Source organism: Pseudomonas zanjanensis (assembly GCF_014268745.2).
GTDB lineage: Bacteria > Pseudomonadota > Gammaproteobacteria > Pseudomonadales > Pseudomonadaceae > Aquipseudomonas > Aquipseudomonas zanjanensis.
In genome coordinates this window covers 573,994-589,745 of sequence record NZ_JABWRB020000003.1, presented here as the reverse complement: position 1 = coordinate 589,745, position 15,752 = coordinate 573,994, and the positions used below count along the sequence as shown (strand labels likewise).

General features: G+C 60.3%; 14 protein-coding genes. 8 read left to right on the top strand and 6 right to left on the bottom strand.

What is annotated here, in order from left to right; translation table 11 throughout:
- Positions 1-30: 30 nt before the first annotated feature.
- Complete coding sequence (locus tag HU715_RS22385) at positions 31-2,481, bottom strand: glycogen/starch/alpha-glucan phosphorylase (protein WP_186706128.1); 2,451 nt, start codon at positions 2,479-2,481, stop codon at positions 31-33.
- Between the two features lie 254 nt (positions 2,482-2,735).
- On the opposite strand from HU715_RS22385, the gene HU715_RS22380 reads away from it, so the two are divergent.
- Positions 2,736-3,173 carry a YkgJ family cysteine cluster protein gene (locus tag HU715_RS22380; RefSeq protein ID WP_003196865.1) on the top strand — a complete coding sequence of 146 codons (438 nt, stop codon included), beginning with the start codon at positions 2,736-2,738 and terminating at the stop codon, positions 3,171-3,173.
- Positions 3,174-3,396: 223 nt separating this feature from the next.
- On the opposite strand, the gene typA is transcribed toward HU715_RS22380, so the two are convergent.
- Together typA and thiI are read right to left on the bottom strand one after the other, a co-directional pair.
- Positions 3,397-5,217 carry a translational GTPase TypA gene (gene typA, locus HU715_RS22375; protein ID WP_186706129.1) on the bottom strand — a complete coding sequence of 607 codons (1,821 nt, stop codon included), beginning with the start codon at positions 5,215-5,217 and terminating at the stop codon, positions 3,397-3,399.
- A 134-nt stretch (positions 5,218-5,351) separates the two neighbouring features.
- Complete coding sequence (gene thiI / locus HU715_RS22370; RefSeq protein WP_186706130.1) at positions 5,352-6,806, bottom strand: tRNA uracil 4-sulfurtransferase ThiI; 1,455 nt, start codon at positions 6,804-6,806, stop codon at positions 5,352-5,354.
- 328 nt (positions 6,807-7,134) lie between these two features.
- Here thiI and glnA point away from each other — a divergent pair, with 328 nt between their 5' ends.
- The 6 genes from glnA to ntrC all read left to right on the top strand — a co-directional run bounded on the left by glnA (position 7,135) and on the right by ntrC (position 13,460).
- Positions 7,135-8,541, top strand: coding sequence for a type I glutamate--ammonia ligase (gene glnA, locus HU715_RS22365; RefSeq protein ID WP_014336114.1), 1,407 nt, complete (start codon positions 7,135-7,137; stop codon positions 8,539-8,541).
- 121 nt (positions 8,542-8,662) lie between these two features.
- A complete protein-coding gene (locus HU715_RS22360) occupies positions 8,663-9,226 on the top strand; it encodes a chorismate mutase (protein ID WP_186706131.1) in 564 nt (187 codons plus the stop codon).
- Between the two features lie 326 nt (positions 9,227-9,552).
- Positions 9,553-10,068: a DUF4124 domain-containing protein gene (locus tag HU715_RS22355; protein WP_186706139.1), complete on the top strand. Its 516-nt coding sequence runs from the start codon at positions 9,553-9,555 to the stop codon at positions 10,066-10,068.
- Positions 10,065-10,688 (top strand): DUF4124 domain-containing protein, encoded by a 624-nt coding sequence (locus tag HU715_RS22350; protein WP_186706132.1) that lies wholly within the window; start codon positions 10,065-10,067, stop codon positions 10,686-10,688. Before HU715_RS22355 ends, HU715_RS22350 begins: the two co-directional genes overlap by 4 nt.
- Before the next feature lie 253 nt (positions 10,689-10,941).
- Positions 10,942-12,027 (top strand): nitrogen regulation protein NR(II), encoded by a 1,086-nt coding sequence (glnL, locus tag HU715_RS22345; protein ID WP_003186732.1) that lies wholly within the window; start codon positions 10,942-10,944, stop codon positions 12,025-12,027.
- Positions 12,024-13,460 carry a nitrogen regulation protein NR(I) gene (gene ntrC, locus HU715_RS22340; RefSeq protein ID WP_186706133.1) on the top strand — a complete coding sequence of 479 codons (1,437 nt, stop codon included), beginning with the start codon at positions 12,024-12,026 and terminating at the stop codon, positions 13,458-13,460. Before glnL ends, ntrC begins: the two co-directional genes overlap by 4 nt.
- Before the next feature lie 495 nt (positions 13,461-13,955).
- Here the strand turns inward: ntrC and HU715_RS22335 are convergent, their stop codons facing one another.
- The gene (locus tag HU715_RS22335; protein ID WP_186706134.1) at positions 13,956-14,396 is read right to left on the bottom strand and encodes a hypothetical protein; all 441 of its coding nucleotides are present in this window, start codon (positions 14,394-14,396) and stop codon (positions 13,956-13,958) included.
- Here HU715_RS22335 and trmL point away from each other — a divergent pair.
- Complete coding sequence (gene trmL / locus HU715_RS22330; RefSeq protein ID WP_092173386.1) at positions 14,395-14,850, top strand: tRNA (uridine(34)/cytosine(34)/5-carboxymethylaminomethyluridine(34)-2'-O)-methyltransferase TrmL; 456 nt, start codon at positions 14,395-14,397, stop codon at positions 14,848-14,850. The two genes, HU715_RS22335 and trmL, sit on opposite strands and share 2 nt — an antisense overlap.
- A gap of 124 nt (positions 14,851-14,974) precedes the next feature.
- Here the strand turns inward: trmL and secB are convergent, their stop codons facing one another.
- Complete coding sequence (gene secB, locus HU715_RS22325; RefSeq protein WP_186710849.1) at positions 14,975-15,457, bottom strand: protein-export chaperone SecB; 483 nt, start codon at positions 15,455-15,457, stop codon at positions 14,975-14,977.
- Between the two features lie 40 nt (positions 15,458-15,497).
- Positions 15,498-15,752, bottom strand: coding sequence for a glutaredoxin 3 (gene grxC / locus HU715_RS22320; protein WP_186710850.1), 255 nt, complete (start codon positions 15,750-15,752; stop codon positions 15,498-15,500).

The following is a 15,752-nucleotide window of genomic DNA, read 5'->3' as shown; positions in this document are numbered from 1 at the left end:
GGGCTTCGCTCACATTTCTTGCAGTAAAGGCTATTCCAGGGCTTTCCAGATGTCGGTGGCGTATTCCCGGATAGTCCGGTCAGAGGAGAACCAGCCCATGCGCGCGGTGTTGAGCACCGCCGAGCGCCACCATTGCTTGGAGTCGTGCCACTTCTCTTCGACCTTGGCCTGGGCGTTCCAGTAGGCGTCGAAATCGGCGCACACCAGGAAGCGGTCGTAGTCCACCAGCGAGTCGACGAGACCGGCGTAGCGCATCGGGTCATCCGGCGAGAACACCCCGCCCCGAATCGCCTGCAACACATCGTTGAGGCGATGGGAGGCGGCGATGTCCGGTGCGGCGCTGAATTCGCCGTTGCGCTTGCGCGCCTCCACCTGCTCGGCGGTCAGGCCGAAGATGAACATGTGCTCGCCACCGACGCGGTCATGCATTTCCACGTTGGCGCCGTCCATGGTGCCGATGGTCAGCGCGCCGTTGAGGCCGAACTTCATGTTGCTGGTGCCCGAGGCTTCGAAACCGGCGGTAGAAATCTGCTCCGACAAGTCCGCCGCCGGGATGATGCTTTCGGCCAGGCTGACGTTGTAGTTGGGCAGGAACACCACCTTGAGCAAGCCGCGCACGGTCGGGTCGTTGTTCACCACCCGGGCGATGTCGTTGGTCAATTTGATGATCAGCTTGGCCTGGTGATAACTGGCGGCGGCCTTGCCGGCGAAGATCTTCACCCGCGGCACCCAGTCCACTTCCGGCTCGGCACGAATCGCCTGGTACAACGCCACGGTGTGCATCAGGTTGAGCAATTGGCGCTTGTACTCGTGGATCCGCTTGACCTGCACGTCGAACATCGCCGCCGGGTTGACGGCGATGCCCAATCGTTCATGAATCAAGTAAGCCAGGGCCTTCTTGCTGTGCAGGCGCTGCTCGGCGAACTGCTTGCGAAACGCCGGCTTGTCGGCAAACGGTTCCAGTTCGATCAAGCGCTCCTCTGGGTTGTCAAGCACGCTCGGGCCGAGGGCGTCGACCATCATCGACGTCAATTCAGCGTTGGCCTGGAACAGCCAGCGGCGGAAGGTGATGCCGTTGGTCTTGTTGTTGATCCGCTCCGGATAGAGTTTGTGCAGTTCGGAGAACACCGTGCTGCGCATCAACTGGGTATGCAGCCCGGACACGCCATTGACGCTGTGGGAACCGAGGAACGCCAGGTTGCCCATGCGCACCCGGCGACCGTTGTCTTCCTCGATCAGCGACACCGCGCGCAGGACGTCGAAATCGTGCACACCCTTGGCCCGCAGCGAATCGATGTGCTGGGCGTTGATCAGGTAGATGATCTGCATGTGCCGGGGCAACATGCGCTCCATCAGCCCCACCGGCCAGGTTTCCAAGGCTTCGGGCAACAGCGTGTGATTGGTATACGACAGCGTGTCCTGGGTGACCTGCCAAGCCGCGTCCCAGGCCACGTCGTAGACATCCACCAATTGCCGCATCAACTCGGCCACGGCAATGGACGGGTGCGTGTCGTTGAGCTGGATGGCCGCGTGATCGCCCAGGGTCAGCACCGAGGTGTGCATGTTGCGATGCCGGCGCAGCAAGTCCTGCAACGAGGCGGCAACGAAGAAATACTCCTGGCGCAGGCGCAGCTCCTGGCCGGCTTCGGTGCTGTCGGCCGGGTACAGCACGCGGGAAATACTTTCGGCGCGAGCCACTTCGGCTACGGCGCCGAGGTGGTCGCCGGCATTGAAGCGCTCCAGGTGCAGCTCTTCCATGGCCCGGGCACGCCACAGGCGCAGGGTGTTGACGCTCGCGCCGCGCCAGCCCACCACTGGCGTGTCATAGGCAATGGCCCGCACGGTTTCGGCCGGGGACCAGACCTGGCGGGTCTTGCCGGTGTCATCGGTGACGGTCTCGACGCTGCCGCCAAAGCCGATCGGGTAGACCACTTCCGGACGTTCGAACTCCCACGGGTTGCCGAAATCCAGCCAGTGCTCGGTCTGCTCCTGCTGCCAGCCGTCGACGATAGCCTGGCGGAACAAGCCGTGTTCGTAACGAATACCGTAGCCATGGCCGGCGATACCCAGTGTGGACATGCTTTCCATGAAGCACGCCGCCAAGCGGCCAAGGCCACCGTTGCCCAGCGCCGCGTCGGGCTCGAGCAGGCGGATGCGCTCCAGGTCCACGCCCAGCTCAGTCAAGGCCTCACGGGCGGTGTCCAGCAAGCCGAGGTTGCTCAGGCTGTCGTAGAGCAAGCGACCGATGAGAAATTCCAGGGAAAGGTAATAGACCCGCTTCTGGCCCTTGCGGTAGATCTGCCGCGTGTGGTCCATCCAGTGTTCGACCATGTGGTCGCGGGCGGCGAGGGCAATGGCTTCGAACCAATCGTGATCAAACGCATGATCGGGGTCCTTGCCGACGGCATAAGTGAGTTTGGTCAACACGGCGTCGCGAAATGCCGCAACTTCAGCTTCGCGAACAAGTGGTTCTTGAGTCATTGATAAGACCTCGAACGAGCATGGAATTGTCTGAGCCTAGACGGTCTGACAGACGGTACAGGCTCTTGGTTCGGTGGATTTCCCCGAGTGTCGGAGAATCGCCGCCATGGAATTGCCGGATGGCCGAATGAATGCAGGGGCCGTGCCGGTCCGGACAGGTTTTGCCGGGATGCAAAAAAAACCGGCAGATGGTCGTTCAAAATTTCACCAGTCCCGGTATGATCGCGCGCCCTGATGCATGCTGGTAAACCGTGATGATGAAGCCCAACCTGATCGCCGCCGCGGAGATCGACCGACTCGATACCTGGGCCAAGTACTCCGCCCCGATGTGCGGTTCCTGCGTGTCGAGCTGCTGCACGCTGCCGGTGGAGGTCAAGATCAAGGACCTGATCCGCATTGGCATCGTCGATGAGTTCGAACTGGGCGACCCACCGAAGAACATCGCCAAGCGCCTGCAAAAGGAAGGGATCGTCGAGCGTTACAACCAGAAGTCGGAAATCTTCACGCTCCAGCGCATGAGCAACAACGATTGCCTTTATCTGGACCGCAAGAGCCGGCTGTGCACCATTTACGAGAAGCGCCCGGACACCTGCCGCAACCATCCTCGGGTCGGGCCACGGCCAGGCTATTGCGCCTACAAGCCCAAGGAAGTGGAGCGCGAGCGCAATCCGCGGACGTTGGACAAATTCTGATCGACTGCTAGTTTCTGCGGCGTTTTGCAGATCGCTTTCGCGAGCAAGCCCGCTCCCACAATGGATCTACGGCGGATACAAAATCTGTGTCCACTGAAGATCCACTGTGGGAGCGGGCTTGCTCGCGAAGGGGCCCTATCAGACACCCAATAATTTCCAGGCACAAAAAAACGCCCCCGGTCTCACAACCGGGGGCGTTTTCATTCAGCCGAGGCTAAGGCAATCAGTTCTTGGCTTTCTTGGCGGCGCGGGTACGCTCGCTTTCGTCCAGGATCTTCTTGCGCAGGCGGATCGACTTAGGCGTCACTTCGCACAGCTCGTCATCCTGGATGAACTCCAGGGCCTGTTCCAAAGTGAAGCGAACAGGTGGAACCAGGGCGATGGTTTCGTCTTTACCCGAAGCACGCATGTTGTCGAGCTTCTTGCCCTTGGTAGGGTTCACGCCCAGGTCGTTGTCACGGCTGTTCAGACCAACGATCTGACCGCCGTAGATTTCCTGGCCGTGCTCGACGAACAGCTTGCCACGCGCCTGGAGGGTTTCCAGGGAGTAGGTCAGCGCCTTGCCGGTTTCAACCGAAACCAGAACGCCGTTCTGACGGCCGGACATGTCGCCCGACTTCATCACGTCGTAACGGTCGAAGATCGAGGTCAGGATGCCAGCACCGTTGGTCAGGGTCAGGAACTGGTTACGGAAACCGATCAGACCACGAGCAGGGATGTTGTATTCCAGACGTACACGGCCTTTGCCATCCGGCACCATGTTGGTCAGGTCGCCCTTACGCAGGCCCATCTCTTCCATCACCTTGCCTTGGGATTCTTCCGGCAGGTCGATGGTGACGTTTTCGAACGGTTCGTGCTTCACGCCGTCAACCAGACGGATGATCACTTCCGGACGGCCTACAGCCATTTCGAAGCCTTCGCGACGCATGGTTTCGATCAGCACCGAGAGGTGCAGCTCGCCACGGCCGGAGACCTTGAACTTGTCAGCCGAGTCGCCTTCTTCAACGCGCAGTGCAACGTTGTACAGCAGCTCTTTGTCCAGACGTTCCTTGATGTTACGGGACGTCACGAACTTGCCTTCTTTACCGCAGAATGGCGAGTCGTTGACCTGGAAGGTCATGGAAACGGTTGGCTCGTCGACGGTCAACGGCTTCATCGCTTCAACGGTGTCCGGGTGGCACAGGGTGTCGGAGATGAACAGCGAGTCCATACCGCTGATGCAGACGATGTCACCGGCGGCTGCTTCTTCAACGTCTACACGGTGCAGGCCGTGGTGACCCATCAGCTTCAGGATACGACCGTTGCGGCGCTTGCCGTCGGCGCCGACAGCCACGACCGGAGTGTTCGGCTTGACGCGACCACGAGCGATACGGCCAACACCGATAACACCCAGGAAGCTGTTGTAGTCCAGTGCCGAGATTTGCATCTGGAACGGACCGTCACGGTCGACTTTCGGCGCAGGTACGTTGTCGACGATCGACTGGTACAGCGGGGTCATGTCTTCGGCCATTTCGGTGTGGTCCAGACCGGCAATGCCGTTCAGGGCCGAGGCGTAGACGACTTTGAAGTCCAGCTGTTCTTCGGTGGCACCCAGGTTGTCGAACAGGTCGAAGATCTGGTCCAGAACCCAGTCTGGACGCGCGCCTGGACGGTCAACCTTGTTGATGCACACGATCGGACGCAGGCCGGCTTCGAACGCCTTCTTGGTCACGAAACGGGTTTGCGGCATAGGGCCGTCTTGAGCGTCAACCAGCAGCAGTACGGAGTCAACCATCGACATCACGCGCTCTACTTCACCACCGAAGTCGGCGTGGCCCGGGGTGTCCACGATGTTGATGTGGTAGCCGTTCCAGTTGATGGCGGTGTTTTTTGCCAGGATGGTAATACCGCGCTCTTTTTCCTGGTCGTTGGAGTCCATCACGCGCTCGTCGTTGAGCTCGTTGCGCTCCAGGGTGCCGGATTGACGCAAGAGTTTGTCTACCAGGGTGGTCTTACCATGGTCAACGTGAGCAATGATGGCGATGTTGCGTAGATTTTCGATCACTTGTGTATCTCGATCAGAGGATTCGGTGTGCTGACAGGTCGTGGCAGCGATTTACAGTAGAGTCCGACAGTTACAGCGTGTCGGCGGCGTCGGGGGGCCGGTGACGCAGGCCACAGGCAAACAGCCCCGGGCACTTAGCTCGGTCGATAAACGCGCACATTGGCATGCCCCTCACTGAGCAAATGGTGGGCATGCAGGCGACTCATCACGCCTTTGTCGCAATAGAGCAGGTACTGGCGAGTAGGGTCCAGTTCCTTGAAACGCGCGTTCACTGCATAGAACGGCATCGTTTTTACCTCGATGCCGGCGACACTCAGCGGGTCGTCTTCAGCGTCATCCGGGTGGCGGATGTCGATGATGATCTGACCGGCCAGTGCTTCGCCGACTTCTTCAATTTGAACATCCTGGCCCAACTCATCGATGACTCGATCGATCGGCACCAGCCTGGCGTTTTCGAGCGCTCGCTCGAGCACCGCCATGTCGAATTCTTTCTCTTCGTGCTCTACCCGCCCGCGCTTGGCCGCCGTCTTCGGATTGACCGAGATGACGCCGCAGTACTCAGGCATGTGCCGGGCAAACTCGGCGGTGCCGATTTCGTTGGCCTGGTCGATGATGTCCTGCTTGTGGCTGGCAATCAGCGGCCGCAAGACCAGCTTCTCGGTCACGCAATCGATCACCGACAGGTTCGGCAACGTCTGGCTCGATACCTGGGAAATCGCCTCGCCGGTCACCAGCGCATCGATTTGCAGGCGGTCGGCAATGCTCGACGCGGCACGCAACATCATACGCTTCAAAATGACGCCCATATGACTGTTATCGACTTTGCCGAGAATCTCGCCCAGGACTTCCTCGAACGGCACACTCACAAATAACACGCGTTGGGAGCTGCCGTACTTCTTCCAGATGAAGTGCGCCACTTCCATTACGCCCAATTCATGGGCGCGCCCGCCGAGGTTGAAGAAGCAGAAATGGCTCATCAACCCGCGACGCATAATCTGGTAGGCGGCTACCGTGGAGTCGAAGCCACCGGACATCAGCACCAGGGTCTGCTCCAGCGAACCCAGCGGATAACCGCCGATGCTGTTGTGCTGGCTGTGGATCACGAACAGCCGCTGGTCGCGAATTTCGATGCGGACTTCGATTTCCGGGTCTTTCAACGAAATACCGGCCGCGCCGCACTGCCGGCGCAACTGGCTGCCGACGTACTTCTCCACATCCATCGAGCTGAACGCATGCTTGCCCGCACGCTTGCAACGCACCGAAAAGATCTTGCCGGTCAGTGCGTCACCATAATGAAGCATGCACTTGGCAAGGATGTCGTCGAAATCACCCAACGGGTATTCATCGACTTGCAGAAAATGCGCGATGCCCGGCATGCAGCTCAGGCGCTCGGTCATTTCCTTGAGGACCTTGGGTTCGCTGACACGGGTTTCCAGCTCGAGGTTGTCCCACACGCCATTCACCACCACAGCCGGGTCCAGGTCTCGGAGCACGGCACGGATGTTCTTGGCCAACTGGCGGATGAAACGCATCCGTACCGGGCGGCTCTTGATGGTGATCTCGGGGAAGACTTTTACGATTAGTTTCATGAAAACAGCGCGCGAACGGCCAGCCGAAAAAGGGGGGCGCGGATTATAGCGGAAATTGCTCAAGGTTTAACCAGTTTCTGTGCAGATGGTTTTGCATGCACCAAAACAGGTCATTATCGATTGACGGCGCCACATTGCAGTGCGTTATTGTCTGACAATCTGTGATTTACGCCTTTAAAAGCGAGGATTTGGTGCAAAAAACCCATGGTGGGGCACTGGCATGCAATTTGCTCCCTTGTGAGGCAGGTTGCCTTGGCAGAGTATTCGCGCCGGCATCACCCATATCTAAGGGCACTCCACTACCCGCCCGAAGCCACCCGGAGGACATATGTCGAAGTCGGTTCAACTCATCAAAGATCATGACGTCAAGTGGATTGATCTGCGCTTCACTGACACCAAAGGCACTCAACATCACGTGACCATGCCGGCCCGTGATGCGCTGGACGACGAATTCTTCGAAATCGGCAAGATGTTCGACGGTTCCTCCATCTCCGGCTGGAAAGGCATCGAAGCCTCCGACATGATCCTGATGCCGGACGACGAAACCGCCGTCCTGGACCCGTTCACCGAAGAGCCGACCCTGATCCTGGTCTGCGACATCATCGAACCTTCGACCATGCAAGGCTATGACCGCGACCCACGCGCCATCGCCCACCGTGCCGAGGAATACCTGAAGTCCACCGGTATCGGCGACACCGCTTTCTTCGGTCCTGAGCCTGAGTTCTTCATCTTCGACTCGGTCAAGTTCAAGTCCGACATCTCCGGCTCGATGTTCAAGATCTTCTCCGAACAAGGTTCGTGGATGTCCGACCAGGACGTGGAAGGCGGCAACAAAGGCCACCGCCCAGGTATCAAGGGCGGTTACTTCCCGGTTCCACCGTTCGACTTCGACCACGAGATCCGTACCTCCATGTGCAACGCACTGGAAGAAATGGGCCAGACCGTCGAAGTTCACCACCACGAAGTGGCGACTGCCGGCCAGAACGAAATCGGCGTGAAATTCAACACGCTGGTCAAGAAGGCTGACGAAGTTCAGACCCTCAAGTACTGCGTGCACAACGTGGCTGACGCCTACGGCCGCACCGCGACCTTCATGCCGAAGCCTCTGTACGGCGACAACGGTTCGGGCATGCACGTTCACATGTCGATCTCCAAGGACGGCAAGAACACCTTCGCAGGCGAAGGCTATGCCGGCCTGTCGGACACTGCCCTGTACTTCATCGGCGGTATCATCAAGCACGGTAAGGCCCTGAACGGCTTCACCAACCCGTCGACCAACTCCTACAAGCGTCTGGTCCCAGGCTTCGAAGCTCCGGTCATGCTGGCCTACTCGGCTCGCAACCGTTCCGCCTCGATCCGTATTCCTTACGTGAACAGCCCTAAAGCCCGCCGTATCGAAGCACGCTTCCCGGATCCGGCTGCCAACCCGTACCTGGCCTTCGCTGCACTGATGATGGCCGGCCTGGATGGTATCCAGAACAAGATCCACCCTGGCGATGCCGCTGACAAAAACCTGTATGACCTCCCGCCTGAAGAGGCCAAGGAAATCCCACAGGTCTGTGGCAGCCTGAAAGAAGCCCTGGAAGAGCTGGACAAGGGCCGTGCATTCCTGACCAAGGGCGGCGTATTCAGCGATGACTTCATCGACGCTTACATCGCGCTGAAAAGCGAAGAAGAAATCAAGGTTCGCACCTTCGTACACCCACTGGAATATGAGCTGTACTACAGCTGCTGATCCAGTAAGCGCCGCCACGCACGGCGTGAACTAAAGAGAGGCCTCCTTCGGGAGGCCTTTTTTATGGGTGCAGGTTAAGTGCATGATGCCTCGTCGCTCCCCACAGAAGACGAGACTGACCATGACGTTGCGCTTCAAGCTCTGCCTTGCCCTGTCTGCCGCGCTGCTGGCTACCACCGCCGAAGCCGCCTCGACCCCCGCCCCTGACGACCTCACCCCGCTGCTCAACGCCATTGGCGAACGCCTGGCCATCGCCGACCAGGTAGCGTTGAGCAAATGGGACAGTGGCAAACCTGTAGAGGACCGTCAGCGCGAGCGTGAAGTCATTGCCGCCGCCGTTGCCCAGGCGCCGGCCTACAAGCTGAGTGGTGAAACCGTGGAAGCGTTTTTCGCCGCCCAGATAGAAGCCAACAAGATGGTGCAATACATCAACTTGTCCGACTGGGCCCTGGACGGCAAGGCCCCGGACCTGCCACGGCCGGACTTGGTTGGCGAGATCCGCCCACAACTTGATCGACTGCAAAAACGCCTGCTGCAACAACTGGCCGATTTCGCCCCCTACCGCACCGACCCGCACTGCCCGCAATGGCTGGCCCGAGCCACCCACCACAACAAACAGCACCCGGTGCACCGCCTCGCGCTGATCCGAGCGACCGGAGGACTGTGTATCTCCACAAAAGCTTAAGACAGCCCCCCCTTCCCTTGTGGGAGCGAGCCTGCTCGCGATGAGGCCTGTACATTCAACATATCAGCGTCTGACACACCGCTTTCGCGAGCAGGCTCGCTCCCACAGTGGTTATGCATCGGGCACAAGATTGTGTTCACTGCAGATCCCCTGTGGGAGCGGGCTTGCTCGCGAAGGGGCCGGCACATTCAATATCTCAGCGACTGACACACCGCCTTCGCGAGCAAGCCCGCTCCCACAGGGGATTTGCTGTGAACACAACACTGGGCCAACCATCCGCCCTGGCCTATGCTGCATCCATCACTTTGGTTTTCGGTCGATTTCCCATGGGTCGCGGTTTTTCAATCATCCTGTTGCTGCTGGCACTGCCCGCCGCCGCGCAGATCTACAAGTACACCGACGCCGAGGGCAACACCGCCTACAGCAACCAGCCGCCCCAAGGCGTACCGGCGCAGACGGTGGAGTTGCCGCCGCTCAACAGCATCGAACGTCAATCCCCGACCAGCCCGGACACGCCACCAGCCCCCGCGAACAGCGACGAGCCGCGCAATGCCTATGAGATCCTGGAACTGATCGACATCCCCACCGAGGAGGCCCTGCGAGCCAACAACGGCACCTTCACCGTGGGCGTGCGTACCCAACCGCGCCTGCGCAGCCCCCATCTGTTCCGTTTGCTGCTGGACGGGCAGCCCTACGGCCAGCCGAGCAACGTGCCGCGCCTGCAATTGATGAATATCGATCGGGGCGAACACAGCCTGGCGGTTCAGGTCATCGACGGAGAGAACCTTGTGCAGCAAAGCGAAACCGTCACGTTCACCGTGCAACGGGTGCACCGACCATGATCCGCTGGTGGCTCGCCCTTGGCCTGGCATTGGCGGCGCTGCCCGGGGTGGCGCAGGTCTACACCTACATCGATGCCCAGGGTAATCGCGTGTTCACCGATCAGCCGCGCCCTGGCAACGCAAAGAAAGTCCAAGTGTCACCCGGCAACCGGATGCCGACGCCGCCCGCGAGCACACCCTCGGCGCCTGCGGCCGAAGCCCGGCCCGAGCCGCTGTTCCATTACGAAATGCTCCGGCTGTTGATACCCGAGCCGGACGCGACGATACGCAGCACCGCAGGCGAACTGATCGTCAGCGTCACCAGCGAGCCCGGCCTGAAAAAAGGCCACCGCTACCGCCTGTTGCTCGACGGCCAGCCGACGGGCGCGCCGGGGCCGAGCCCGGTATTCGCCTTGAGTAATATCGATCGAGGCACTCATCACCTGGCGGTCGAAATCCTCGACGAGCAGGACCGCATCGTCGAGCGCACCGCCAACCAGCCCTTCCACATGCAGCGCATGTCCCTGGCGCAAAAGCGCCGCATCAAGCCCTGCGCCACGGCCGACTACGGTCAAAGGCCCGAGTGCCCTCTCGCCGAAAAACCTGAAGAAGAAAAAAGCAGCATCTTGCCGTTCTTCTAACACCGCCCACACCGACGCACTATATTAGTGCAATAGCTTGCACGATACCCAGTTCTAAAACCCATTTTGGTTCGAAAGTACCCGAAAAAGCTGGCAGAACGCCACGCAACCGACCGAAAAACACCCTTTTGAGGCTCTAAACGCTTCTTTTCGGAGCCTTGGTTTGGTTTTTGCATTTTCCTCGCAACAGCGCATTAATCGCGCGCGCAATTTGGGATCGGTCCCCAGTTGCTACGCTCCAAAAGAGGTCCTGATGACCATTAGCGACGCACTACACCGCTTGCTGCTCGACAACCTCACCACCGCGACCATCCTGCTCGACGCCGAATTGCGCCTCGAGTATATGAACCCGGCGGCGGAGATGCTCCTGGCCGTCAGCGGCCAGCGCAGTCACGGGCAGTTCATCAGCGAGTTATTCACCGAATCCGCCGAAGCGCTCAACTCCCTGCGCCAAGCGGTGGAGCAGGCCCACCCGTTCACCAAGCGTGAAGCAATGCTCACCGCCCTGACCGGCCAGACCCTGACCGTGGATTACGCCGTCACGCCGATCCTGAACAACGGTGCCACTTTGCTGCTGCTGGAAGTCCATCCCCGTGATCGACTGCTGCGCATCACCAAGGAAGAGGCGCAATTGTCCAAGCAGGAAACCAGCAAGATGCTGGTGCGCGGTCTCGCCCATGAAATCAAGAACCCCCTCGGCGGGATACGTGGCGCGGCGCAGTTGCTCGCCCGCGAACTGCCGGAAGAAAGCCTCAAGGACTACACCAACGTCATCATCGAGGAAGCCGACCGCCTGCGGAACCTGGTGGACCGCATGCTGGGTTCGAACAAGCTGCCATCCCTGGCGATGTGCAACGTCCATGAAGTGCTGGAGCGTGTCGGCAGCCTGGTGGAAGCCGAAAGCCAGGGTTGCATCACCTTGGTGCGCGACTATGACCCGAGCATTCCCGATGTCTTGATCGACCGCGAACAAATGATCCAGGCCGTACTGAACATCGTGCGCAACGCCATGCAGGCCATCAGCAGCCAGAACGAACTGCGCCTGGGCCGCATCAGCCTGCGGACCCGCGCCATGCGCCAGTTCACCATCGGCCACGTGCGCCATCGCCTGGTGACCAAGATCGAAATCATCGACAACGGCCCGGGCATCCCAGCCGAGCTGCAGGAAACCATCTTTTTCCCCATGGTCAGCGGCCGTCCGGACGGTACCGGGCTGGGCCTGGCCATTACCCAGAACATCATCAGTCAGCATCAGGGCTTGATCGAATGTGAGAGCCACCCCGGCCACACCACCTTCTCGATCTTCCTGCCACTGGAACAAGGAGCCACATCGACATGAGCCGTAGTGAAACCGTGTGGATCGTCGATGACGACCGTTCTATCCGTTGGGTCCTGGAGAAAGCCTTGCAACAGGAAGGCATGACCACCCAGAGCTTCGACAGCGCCGATGGGGTGATGAGTCGCCTGGCGCGTCAGCAACCGGACGTCATCATTTCCGACATCCGCATGCCGGGCGCCAGCGGCCTCGATCTGTTGGCGCGGATTCGCGAACAGCATCCGCGCCTGCCGGTGATCATCATGACCGCCCATTCCGACCTGGACAGCGCCGTGGCGTCCTACCAGGGCGGCGCTTTTGAATACCTGCCCAAGCCATTCGACGTCGACGAAGCGGTGTCGCTGGTCAAGCGCGCCAACCAGCACGCCCAGGAGCAACAGGGCCTGGAAGAAGTGCCGGCCTTGGCCCGCACCCCGGAAATCATCGGCGAAGCGCCGGCGATGCAGGAAGTGTTTCGCGCCATCGGGCGCTTGAGCCACTCCAACATCACCGTGCTGATCAACGGCGAGTCGGGCACTGGTAAAGAACTGGTGGCCCACGCCCTGCACCGCCACAGCCCACGGGCGGCGTCGCCGTTCATCGCGTTGAACATGGCGGCGATTCCCAAGGACCTGATGGAGTCCGAACTGTTCGGCCATGAGAAAGGCGCGTTCACCGGCGCGGCCAACCTGCGCCGCGGGCGCTTCGAGCAAGCCGACGGCGGCACGCTGTTCCTCGATGAAATCGGCGACATGCCGGCTGACACCCAGACCCGCCTGCTGCGCGTATTGGCCGATGGCGAGTTCTATCGGGTCGGCGGTCATACGCCGGTCAAGGTCGATGTGCGCATCATCGCCGCGACCCACCAGAACCTGGAAACCCTGGTACACGCCGGCAAATTCCGTGAGGACTTGTTCCATCGCCTGAACGTGATCCGCATCCATATCCCGCGCCTGGCGGACCGTCGTGAAGACATCCCGACCCTGGCCCGGCACTTCCTCAGCCGCGCGGCCCAGGAACTGGCGGTCGAGCCCAAGCTGCTCAAGAGCGAAACCGAGGAATACCTCAAGAACCTGCCGTGGCCGGGCAACGTGCGCCAGTTGGAGAACACCTGCCGCTGGATCACGGTGATGGCTTCGGGTCGCGAAGTGCACATCAGCGACCTGCCGCCGGAGCTGTTGAGCCTGCCGCAGGATTCGGCCCCGGTGACCAACTGGGAACAAGCCCTGCGCCAGTGGGCCGACCAGGCCCTGGCCCGTGGCCAGTCGAGCCTGTTGGACAGTGCCGTGCCCAGCTTCGAGCGGATCATGATCGAAACCGCCCTCAAGCACACCGCCGGCCGCCGCCGCGACGCCGCCGTGCTACTGGGCTGGGGCCGCAATACCTTGACCCGCAAGATCAAGGAATTGGGTATGAAGGTCGATGGAGGGGATGATGATGATGGGGATGAGGGCTGATCAGCCTTTAACCCTGTGGGAGCGGGCTTGCTCGCGAAAGCGGTGTGTCAGTTGACATCAATGTCGCCTGAAACACCGCTTTCGCGAGCAAGCCCGCTCCCACATTGGATCTTTGTGCACCGCATCAATGCACTGCGAACCGCAATTGCGCATACACAACGAGCCAAACCCCATCGACCCCGTTCGAAAAAACCGCACAAATAAAAACAAAAGCCCCGGAATACGGGGCTTTTCGCATCACCAGCGGTCTTTTTGTGACAAGCCATTTAAAACTGGCACGCCCCCTGCAATAGCTAGATCACTACCCAGTTTCGGGGACCTTGGTACAGGCAGGCCGGGGATTCCCCATTTTATACGGGCTCAGCGAGCCCACTGTTTTGGGGGCCTTGATACAGGCAGGTCAAGGTTTCCCTTCTTTATACCCAGGGCCATGCGCTCAGCGCGCGCCCTCCCGTTTTGGGGACCTTGGTACAGGCAGGCCGGGGATTCCCTCTTTTATTGCTCCTGGAGACGGACCTCCAGCCGCCAGCGGTCATCGACTTCGCTGCCGGTCCACTCCCCTCGCAACGGACGCGCCGCCACCAGCGTCAGCAACAACCCCTTGTCACTCAAACGCACCCGCCAGTTCACGTCCTTGCCGTTGACTTTCAACTGGCCCTTCTGCGGCCGACCTTCTGCCTGGAACAGCAGCGCCACCGAGCCGTCGACGATTTCCCCATGGAGCTTGGGTTCATTGTTGAACCAGGCCACCAGCACCCCGTCTGTCACTTCGACCTGTTGCAACGCGCTCGGGTCGGGCGTGGTCAGGCGCCCGATCATCAGCCCCACCATCATGCCGACGATCGCCAACGAACCCATCACCCGAGGCATTAGCTTCGAACGTCGGTCGGTTTGCGGCGTAGAATGCCGCTCATCTTTATCTGCGGAGCCGTGCATGTTTCACGTCATCCTTTTTCAACCGGAAATACCGCCCAATACCGGCAACGTCATCAGGCTGTGCGCCAACAGCGGCTGCCACCTGCATTTGATCGAACCGCTGGGCTTCGACATGGACGACAAGCGCTTGCGCCGGGCCGGCCTCGACTACCACGAGTATGCCACCTTGCAGCGTCACGCCGACCTCGCCAGTTGCCTGGAGAGCCTCGGGCATCCGCGTCTGTTCGCCTTTACCACCAAGGGTTCGCGGCCGTTCCATGACGCCAGCTTCGTTGCCGGTGATGCGTTCCTGTTCGGCCCGGAAAGCCGTGGCCTGCCGGCTGACGTGCTGGACGCCCTGCCCGCCGAGCAGCGCCTGCGCCTGCCGATGCGCGAAGGCTGCCGCAGCCTGAACCTGTCCAATACCGTGGCGGTGGCGGTTTATGAGGCGTGGCGGCAGAACGGCTTTCAATAACACCGCATAACAAATGTGGGAGCGGGCTTGCTCGCGAAAGCGGTGTGTCAGTTAACATCAATGTCGCCTGACACACCGCTTTCGCGAGCAAGCCCGCTCCCACATTGGACTTGCGCCGACCGGTTTACTGAACGGTCGCGCCGCCTTTCTGTTGCATGCGCTGCAGTTCTTGCGCATACAGGGCATCGAAGTTCACCGGAGCCAGCATCAGGGCCGGGAACGAACCGCGGGTCACCAGGCTGTCCAGGGTTTCGCGGGCGTAAGGGAACAGGATGTTCGGGCAGAACGCGCCCAGGGTGTGGCTCATCGAAGCGGCGTCCAGGTTCTTGATCAGGAAGATACCGGCCTGTTGCACTTCGGCGATGAACGCCACTTCGTCACCGTTCTTCACGGTCACCGACAGGGTCAGCACCACTTCGTGGAAGTCATCTTCCAGGGCTTTCTGACGGGTGTTCAGGTCCAGGCCTACGCTCGGCTCCCACTGCTGGCGAAAGATCGCCGGGCTTTTCGGGGCTTCGAAGGACAGGTCGCGAACGTAAATGCGCTGCAAGGAGAATTGCGGTGCGGCTTCTTCTTCAGTGGCAGCTGTGTTCTGTTGGTCAGTCATCGCAGATCCTTCTTACTTTCAGGTTCTATTAATTGGGAATTCAGGCCTTGAGCAGCGCGTCGAGCTTGCCGGCGCGCTCCAGGGCGAACAGGTCATCGCAACCGCCCACGTGGGTGTCGCCGATCCAGATCTGCGGCACGGAGGTGCGCCGGGCCTTCTGGGTCATTTCGGCGCGCAGTTGCGGCTTGCCGTCGACCTTGATCTCTTCGAAAGCCACGCCTTTGTTCTGGAGCAGGTGCTTGGCTCGGGAGCAATAAGGGCAGTAATCGCTGGAATAGACAACTACGTGGGGCAT

Bases quoted from the DNA above. Each gene is read 5' to 3' on its own strand.
- grxC (WP_186710850.1), bottom strand. From the start codon at position 15,752: ATGCCCCACGTAGTTGTCTATTCCAGCGATTACTGCCCTTATTGCTCC.
- HU715_RS22335 (WP_186706134.1), bottom strand. From the start codon at position 14,396: ATGCACGGCTCCGCAGATAAAGATGAGCGGCATTCTACGCCGCAAACC.
- ntrC (WP_186706133.1), top strand. From the start codon at position 12,024: ATGAGCCGTAGTGAAACCGTGTGGATCGTCGATGACGACCGTTCTATC.
- HU715_RS22350 (WP_186706132.1), top strand. From the start codon at position 10,065: ATGATCCGCTGGTGGCTCGCCCTTGGCCTGGCATTGGCGGCGCTGCCC.
- HU715_RS22385 (WP_186706128.1), bottom strand. From the start codon at position 2,481: ATGACTCAAGAACCACTTGTTCGCGAAGCTGAAGTTGCGGCATTTCGC.
- glnL (WP_003186732.1), top strand. From the start codon at position 10,942: ATGACCATTAGCGACGCACTACACCGCTTGCTGCTCGACAACCTCACC.
- secB (WP_186710849.1), bottom strand. From the start codon at position 15,457: ATGACTGACCAACAGAACACAGCTGCCACTGAAGAAGAAGCCGCACCG.
- HU715_RS22380 (WP_003196865.1), top strand. From the start codon at position 2,736: ATGATGAAGCCCAACCTGATCGCCGCCGCGGAGATCGACCGACTCGAT.
- HU715_RS22355 (WP_186706139.1), top strand. From the start codon at position 9,553: ATGGGTCGCGGTTTTTCAATCATCCTGTTGCTGCTGGCACTGCCCGCC.
- glnA (WP_014336114.1), top strand. From the start codon at position 7,135: ATGTCGAAGTCGGTTCAACTCATCAAAGATCATGACGTCAAGTGGATT.
- trmL (WP_092173386.1), top strand. From the start codon at position 14,395: ATGTTTCACGTCATCCTTTTTCAACCGGAAATACCGCCCAATACCGGC.
- HU715_RS22360 (WP_186706131.1), top strand. From the start codon at position 8,663: ATGACGTTGCGCTTCAAGCTCTGCCTTGCCCTGTCTGCCGCGCTGCTG.
- thiI (WP_186706130.1), bottom strand. From the start codon at position 6,806: ATGAAACTAATCGTAAAAGTCTTCCCCGAGATCACCATCAAGAGCCGC.